Genomic DNA, 6,582 nt, shown 5'->3' on the forward strand with positions numbered 1-6,582 from the left:
GTAGAACGCCTCGCGGCTGTCGGCGCGCTGCCAGATGCCGTAGATGACGTGGTCACCCTTCCGGCCCTGCGGCAGCTTCACCGTCATCCGGTACTGGTCGCCGACCTTCTGTGCGGTGGAGCCCGGCACGGTCGCGAACTCCTCCAGGTCGCTCCACTTCAGCGGCGCGTTCGGGTTCCAGCCGTTCCTGGTGACGAAGTATTTGAAATAGCTGGTCGCATGCGCGGCCGTGGCCTTCCACACGAAGGTGTAGTCGCCCGCCCCGGTCGGGACGATCGACGACTTGGTCCAGTCCGGACGGGCCAGGTCGAGGCCGCGGAACTCCGCGCCGCCGCCGGAGCAGATCTGGCCGTCCGGCACCACCTGCTGGTGGTTGCCGCCGGCGTCACCCTGACGCACCCCGTTCCAGTCGTAGAAGGCCTGCGGGCCGGCCACCGTCTTCGCGGCCTTGCAGGCCTCGGATTTCGGGCTCTCCGGGCCTTCCTGGTAGCAGGCATAGACCCGGCTGATCGGCATCTCCAGCGTGCCATGGGCCCAGGCTGTCGCCGAGGCCGCGATACTGCAGGCGGCGAGCGCCACTGTGGACAGAATTCTCACTCGAACATCTCCCCCATAGGATAATGCAAGGCGAGGGCCGGAAACGCCGTGGGAACGAGATCCGCAGCCCTGCCGCGCCGGAAATCCATTCCGGGGGAGTTCGTTCCGAATTGTTTTTTCGGAGTATGAAAATTTCATATGAGTAGAAATTTTATTGCGCGAGACCGGAAAGATCAATGCCAAACGTTGCACTTTTGTTCCCTCCGCCGAGCGCTTGTCAATTTGTCTGATAAATCCCATAGTTCGCCCGCCGGACGCGATTCCGGACAGAATATTTCGGGAGGAACTAGGTCCATGCGTGGTGTGAGAAACTGGGCGCTGGCGGCGCTCCTGTGCGGCGTCGCCGTGGTGCCGGCTCATGCGGCGGACGGCGTCGCCACCGGCGACACCTCGGGCAAGAAGATCGCGCTCAGCAACAACTACGCCGGCAATTCCTGGCGCCAGGCGATGCTGAAGAGCTGGGACGAGGTCGGCAAGGCGGCGGTCGAGAAGAAGCTGGTGGCCGAGGCCCCGGCCTTTACCACCGCCGACAACTCGCCGACCGACCAGGCGGCGCAGATCCAGAACATGATCCTGCAGGGCTATGACGCGATCGTGATCGACGCGGCCTCGCCGACCGCGGTCAACGGCGCCGTGAAGGAGGCCTGCGACGCCGGCATCGTCGTCGTCTCCTTCGACGGCATCGTCACCGAGCCCTGCGCCTGGCGCATCGCCATCGATTTCGAGGGCATGGGCAAGACCCAGATGGACTACCTCGCCGGACGGATGCAGGGCGGCAAGCTCTTGGAGATCCGCGGCCTGGCCGGCGTCTTCGTCGACGACGAGATCCACAAGGGCATCGAGGCCGGGGTGAAGGCGCATTCCGGCTTCTCGATCGCCGGCTCGGTGCATGGCGACTGGACCCAGACCGTGGCCCAGCGCGAGGTCGCCGGCATCCTGCCGACCCTGCCGCAGATCGACGCGGTGGTGACCCAGGGCGGCGATGGCTACGGCGCGGCCCAGGCCTTCCAGGCCGCCGGGCGCAAGGTGCCCCTGATCATCATGGGCAACCGCTACGAGGAGCTGAAATGGTGGAAGGAGCAGACCGCCGGCGGCTATGAGACGATGAGCCTGTCGATCGCCCCGGGCTCCGCCCAGGTCGCCTTCTGGGTGGCGCAGCAGATCCTGGCCGGCAAGGACGTGCCGAAGGATTTGCGGCTGCCGACCGTGGTGGTGGAGCAGGCCAAGCTCGACTACTGGCTGGCCCATACGCCGGAGGGCGGCGTCACCAACGCCACCTACCCGCAGGACTGGACGGTCAAGCTGATCGACGCCATCACCGCCGGCAAGGAGCTGCCGCCGACCCCGACGGAAGGGTAAGAGGATCCGACGCGATGAGTCGGGATGCTGTCTTTAGAGTCCCCCCTCCCCTTGCGGGAGGGGGTTGGGGGAGGGGGCTTGCGCCGGATGAGCCATGCCTGATCTCGGTTTGGTCATTCGGGAAAACGAGATCTCCGGGGCTGTTTGGCCCTCGCGTCGACAACCCCCTCCCCCTACCCCCCTCCCGCGAGGGGAGGGGGGACTATGAAACGGCCTGCCGCATTCCCGGAGAAGTTCCATGACCTCTCCACCGATCGTCGATTTCGCCGGGGTGGCCAAGAGCTTCGGGGCGGTCAGGGCGCTGGGCGGGGTCGACCTCGCGGTCGTGCCCGGCGAATGCCTCGGACTGGCCGGGCACAACGGCGCCGGCAAGTCGACGCTGATGAACGTCCTGGCCGGCACGCTGGCGCCGGACCAGGGGCGGCTGACCGTGCTGGGCGAGGACCGCACCGGCCGCTACGCCATCGGCCCGGCCCAGGCGCTCGGCATCCGCTGCGTGTTCCAGGAGCTGTCGCTCTGCCCCAACCTGACGGTGGCGGAGAATGCGCGGATCACCCATCCCGGCCTGACCGGCCCGGGCTGGCGCCGCCGCGCCGGCGACCTCATCATCGGCACGCTCGACCGCATCTTCCCCGGCCACGGCATCGCGCCGGAGGCCGAGGTGGCGGATCTGTCGATCGGCCGGCGCCAGATGGTCGAGATCGCCCGCGCCTTCAGCGTCACGGACGCGCCGCTGCACCTCGTCATCCTGGACGAGCCGACCTCCTCGCTGGACGCCGTCGCCGCCGGGCAGCTCTTGGACTATGTGCGCCGGCGGGTGGCCGAGGGGCTGGCGGTGATCCTGATCACCCACATCCTGGGCGAGATCCTGTCCACCGCCGGCCGCATCGTGGTGATGCGCGACGGCCGGGTGGTCGGCGCCTGGAAGGCGGGCGAGATCGACAAGCCCGGCCTGGTCGCCGCCATGGGTCATGCCGCGTCTGCGGCCGCCGAGACCCGGGCCGAGGCGCACCGCTCGGCGCCGGTGCGGGTGCGCGTGCCGGCCACCCCGGGGGCCGGTCTGGAGCTGGTGGCGCGCGAGGGCGAGATCATCGGCCTCGCCGGCCTGGCCGGGCATGGCCAGAGCCGCCTGCTGCAGCGGGTCTACGACGCCGTCTCCGGCTCGCGCTTCGGCGTGCGCCGCGGCATGGAGGTGCACGGCCGCGTCGCCTTCGTCGCCGGCGACCGCCAGACCGAGGGCGTGTTCCCGCTGTGGTCGATCGAGCGCAACATCACCATCCGCTCGCTGGCGGCGCTGCGCCGCTTCGGCCTGATCTCGCCCGCCGCCGAGACGGCGCTGGGGCGGGAGTGGCAGGAGCGGATCGGCATCCGCGCCCCCGATCTGTCCGGCGGGATCCTGACCCTGTCCGGCGGCAACCAGCAGAAGGCGCTGTTCGCCCGGGCGCTGGGCTGCGACGCCGACACCGTGCTGATGGACGACCCGATGCGCGGCGTCGATGTCGGCACCAAGCATGAGGTCTACGGGCTCGTGCGGGCCCAGGCGCGGCAGGGCCGCAGCTTCCTCTGGTACACCACCGAGATGGAGGAGCTGGAGCACTGCGACCATGTCTATGTGTTCCGCAACAACCGCATCGTCGCCGATCTCAGCCGGTCGCAGCTGACCGAATCCGCCGTCCTCCAGGCCTCCTTCGCGGAAGAAGAGCGCCGCGCCTCATGACCGATCTCGCCTTGCCCCGCCCGCGGCCATCCTGGACCGCGCCGCTGACCCGCGCCTCGACCTGGCGGGCGCTGCTGCCCTTCCTGTCGCTGGCCGCGATCCTGGTGCCGATCTTCCTGATCAACCCGAGGACGATGAGCTATCTCGGGCTGAACCTGATGCTCGGCCTGGCGATCCCGATCATGTTCGCCACCCTGGCGCAGATGTGCATGCTGACGGTCAACGACCTCGACCTCGGCATCGGCGCCTATGTCGGCTTCGTCACCTGCGTTGCCGCCACCTGGCTGGTCGATGAACCCCTGCTCGGCGTCGCCGTGCTCGCCGGCGGCGTCCTGGCCTATGCGGCCGCCGGCGCGCTGATCCACTGGCGCAACGTGCCGTCGCTGGTGGTCACGCTGGGCATGAGCTTCGTCTGGCTCGGCCTCGCCATCCTGGTGCTGCCCTCGCCCGGCGGCGCCAGCCCGGCCTGGCTGCGCGCGGCGATGAGCTGGAAGCCGCCCTTTGTGCCGCTGCCGATCCTGGTCGCGATCGTGCTGGCCGCGCTGGTCCATCTTTTCCTGATGCGCTCCGCCCTCGGCGCGGTGCTGCGCGGCGCCGGCGGCAACCCGAAGGCGATCACCCGGGCCGGCTGGTCGCTGCTGTGGATCCGGGTCGGGCTCTATGCCCTGGCCGGGGTGTTCGGACTGCTGGCCGGGCTGTCCCTGCTGGGCCTCTCGACCTCGGGCGACAGCAACATCGCCCAGCGCTACACCCTGCTGTCGATCGCCGGCGCCATCCTCGGCGGCTGTGACTTCGTCGGCGGCCGGGTGTCGCCGGTCGGGGCGGTGGTCGGCGCGCTGGTGCTGACCCTGGCCGGATCGCTGCTGACCTTCATGCGGATCTCGCCCGACTGGCAGATCGGCGCCCAGGGCGCGATCCTGATCATCGTCCTGGCCCTCAGGGCCCTGACCAGCCGGAGGCGGCCACGATGACCCGGATCTCCACATGGACCTCCGACCGGCCCTGGCTGTGGTCCTGGGTCGGGGCGGTGCTGTTGTGGCTGGCGGTGGTCGCGATCGCGGCAGGCGAGGGCGCGGGGCAAGTGCTGACCGCCGCGCTCAGCTTCGGCGTGTTCTTCGTCGTCGTCGCCATCGGCCAGATGTTCGTGATCGCGATGGGGCCGGGCAATATCGACCTGTCGATCCCGTCCAACATCGCCCTGTCCGGCTCGGTCGCCATGATCGTGATGGCCGGGCAGGACGGCATGATCCTGCCGGGCCTGGCCGTGGCGCTGGCCTGCGGCCTGGCGGTCGGCATCGCCAACTGGGCGCTGATCCGCGGCTTCGCCATGCCGCCGATCATCGCCACCCTGTCCTCCAGCCTGGTGTTCCAGTCGGTCGCCATCGCCTATGGCCGCGGCCTGCGGATCTCCCCGCCGGACGGCCTCGCCGCCTTCACCACCTGGCAGGTGGCGGGCGTGCCGGTGATGGCGGTGGCCGGCTTCGCCCTGGCCGCGGTGATGGCGGTGGTGCTGCAGCGCACGATCTATGGCCGGTCGGTGCTGGCGGTCGGGCAGAACCCGCGCGCCGCCCATCTGGCCGGGGTGAAGGTCGAGCGCACCCGGTTCGTCACCTACGCTCTGTCCGGCGGCTTCGCTGGCCTGGCCGGGGCGCTGATGGCGGGGTATTTCGGCGGCGCCTCGCTCGACATGGGCAAGGACTACCTGCTGAACTCGATCGCCGTGGTGGTGATCGGCGGCACCAGCGTCGCCGGCGGCCGGGCCAACCTGCCCGGTCTGTGGGGCGCGGCGCTGTTCCTGTTCCTGCTGGTGACGATGCTGAACGCGCTCGGCACCGGAACCGGGTTGCGGCTGGTGCTGACCGGCCTGATCATCATCGCCGTGATCGTCGCGGCGGGCGGCGAGAAGACGCGCTGAGACGAGGAGAACAGCTTTGGCCACCCACAAGATCGCCGTCATCGGCCTCGGCAAGATCACGCAGGACCAGCATTTGCCGGTGATCGACAAGAGCGGCGCCTTCGAGCTGGCGGCCGTGGTCAGCACGCGCGGCCTCAGCCATGGCGGCGTGCCGAGCTACCGCACCCCGGCAGAGCTCTACGCCGCTCGGCCCGACATCGGCATCGTCGCGGTCAACACCCCGCCCGAGGTGCGCCACGGCCTCGCCCGCGAGGCGCTGCTGGCCGGCAAGGACGTGCTGCTGGAGAAGCCGCCGGCGGCGACGCTGACCGAGCTGGCCGATCTCGAGGCGACCGCCGCCGCCCAGGGCCGGGTGCTGTTCGCCACCTGGCATTCGCGCTTCAACCCGGCGGTCGAGGCGGCGCGCGACCTGCTGGCCGAGGGCGGCGTGCGCTCGGTCCGGATCGAATGGCGCGAGGACGTCCGGAAATGGCATCCGGGCCAGGATTGGGTGTGGGCGCCGGGCGGCTTCGGCGTGTTCGATCCCGGCATCAACGCGCTGTCGATCTTCACCCGCATCCTGCCGTTCGCGCCCTTCGTCCGCAGCGCGGAATTGACCTATCCGGCCAACCGGCAGACGCCGATCGCGGCCCAGCTCGTCTTCGCCAGCACCGACCCGGCGGCGCCGACCCTGACCGCCGATTTCGACTGGCGTGAGCAGGGCGACGAGAAGTGGCACATGACGATCGAGACGGCCGACGGCCGCCCGGCCCGGCTGTTCAAGGGCGGTGGGGCTTTGTCGGTCGGCGGCACGGTCGTGGTCGAGGCGCCGAGCGAGGAATACGAGCGGATCTACGCGCATTTCGCCGAACTGCTCGACGCCCGCCGCAGCGACGTCGACGGCTCGCCGCTGCGCCTGGTCGCCGACGCGATGCTGGTGGGCAAGCGGGTGACGACCGATCCGTTCGAGTGGTGAGAACGTTTTCCAGTCCCTAGGTCAAAATCTGACGCTTAG

6 protein-coding genes are annotated in these 6,582 nt (G+C 69.7%); 5 read left to right on the forward strand and 1 reads right to left on the reverse strand.

The genetic code is table 11. The features are described from left to right. Positions 1–597, reverse strand: a 597-nt coding sequence (locus AAHM41_RS37830; RefSeq protein WP_342241799.1) for a lytic polysaccharide monooxygenase auxiliary activity family 9 protein, incomplete at its 3' end; no start/stop codon positions are given. A 294-nt stretch (positions 598–891) separates the two neighbouring features. Between AAHM41_RS37830 and AAHM41_RS37835 the strand changes: the two genes are divergently transcribed. From AAHM41_RS37835 to AAHM41_RS37855, 5 genes are all read left to right on the forward strand, one after another. After that, positions 892–1,956 carry an ABC transporter substrate-binding protein gene (locus tag AAHM41_RS37835; protein ID WP_342241800.1) on the forward strand — a complete coding sequence of 355 codons (1,065 nt, stop codon included), beginning with the start codon at positions 892–894 and terminating at the stop codon, positions 1,954–1,956. Between the two features lie 238 nt (positions 1,957–2,194). After that, a complete protein-coding gene (locus tag AAHM41_RS37840; protein WP_342241801.1) occupies positions 2,195–3,673 on the forward strand; it encodes a sugar ABC transporter ATP-binding protein in 1,479 nt (492 codons plus the stop codon). Further along, positions 3,670–4,644 carry an ABC transporter permease gene (locus AAHM41_RS37845; protein WP_342241802.1) on the forward strand — a complete coding sequence of 325 codons (975 nt, stop codon included), beginning with the start codon at positions 3,670–3,672 and terminating at the stop codon, positions 4,642–4,644. Before AAHM41_RS37840 ends, AAHM41_RS37845 begins: the two co-directional genes overlap by 4 nt. Then, positions 4,641–5,588, forward strand: coding sequence for an ABC transporter permease (locus AAHM41_RS37850; RefSeq protein ID WP_342241803.1), 948 nt, complete (start codon positions 4,641–4,643; stop codon positions 5,586–5,588). Before AAHM41_RS37845 ends, AAHM41_RS37850 begins: the two co-directional genes overlap by 4 nt. Before the next feature lie 16 nt (positions 5,589–5,604). Further along, positions 5,605–6,543 (forward strand): Gfo/Idh/MocA family protein, encoded by a 939-nt coding sequence (locus tag AAHM41_RS37855; protein WP_342241804.1) that lies wholly within the window; start codon positions 5,605–5,607, stop codon positions 6,541–6,543. Positions 6,544–6,582: the final 39 nt, after the last annotated feature.

The organism is Inquilinus sp. OTU3971 (assembly GCF_038440215.1).

Excerpts from the sequence above, each read along its gene's own strand:
- AAHM41_RS37835 (WP_342241800.1), top strand. The coding sequence starts at position 892 with ATGCGTGGTGTGAGAAACTGGGCGCTGGCGGCGCTCCTGTGCGGCGTC.
- AAHM41_RS37840 (WP_342241801.1), top strand. The coding sequence starts at position 2,195 with ATGACCTCTCCACCGATCGTCGATTTCGCCGGGGTGGCCAAGAGCTTC.
- AAHM41_RS37845 (WP_342241802.1), top strand. The coding sequence starts at position 3,670 with ATGACCGATCTCGCCTTGCCCCGCCCGCGGCCATCCTGGACCGCGCCG.
- AAHM41_RS37850 (WP_342241803.1), top strand. The coding sequence starts at position 4,641 with ATGACCCGGATCTCCACATGGACCTCCGACCGGCCCTGGCTGTGGTCC.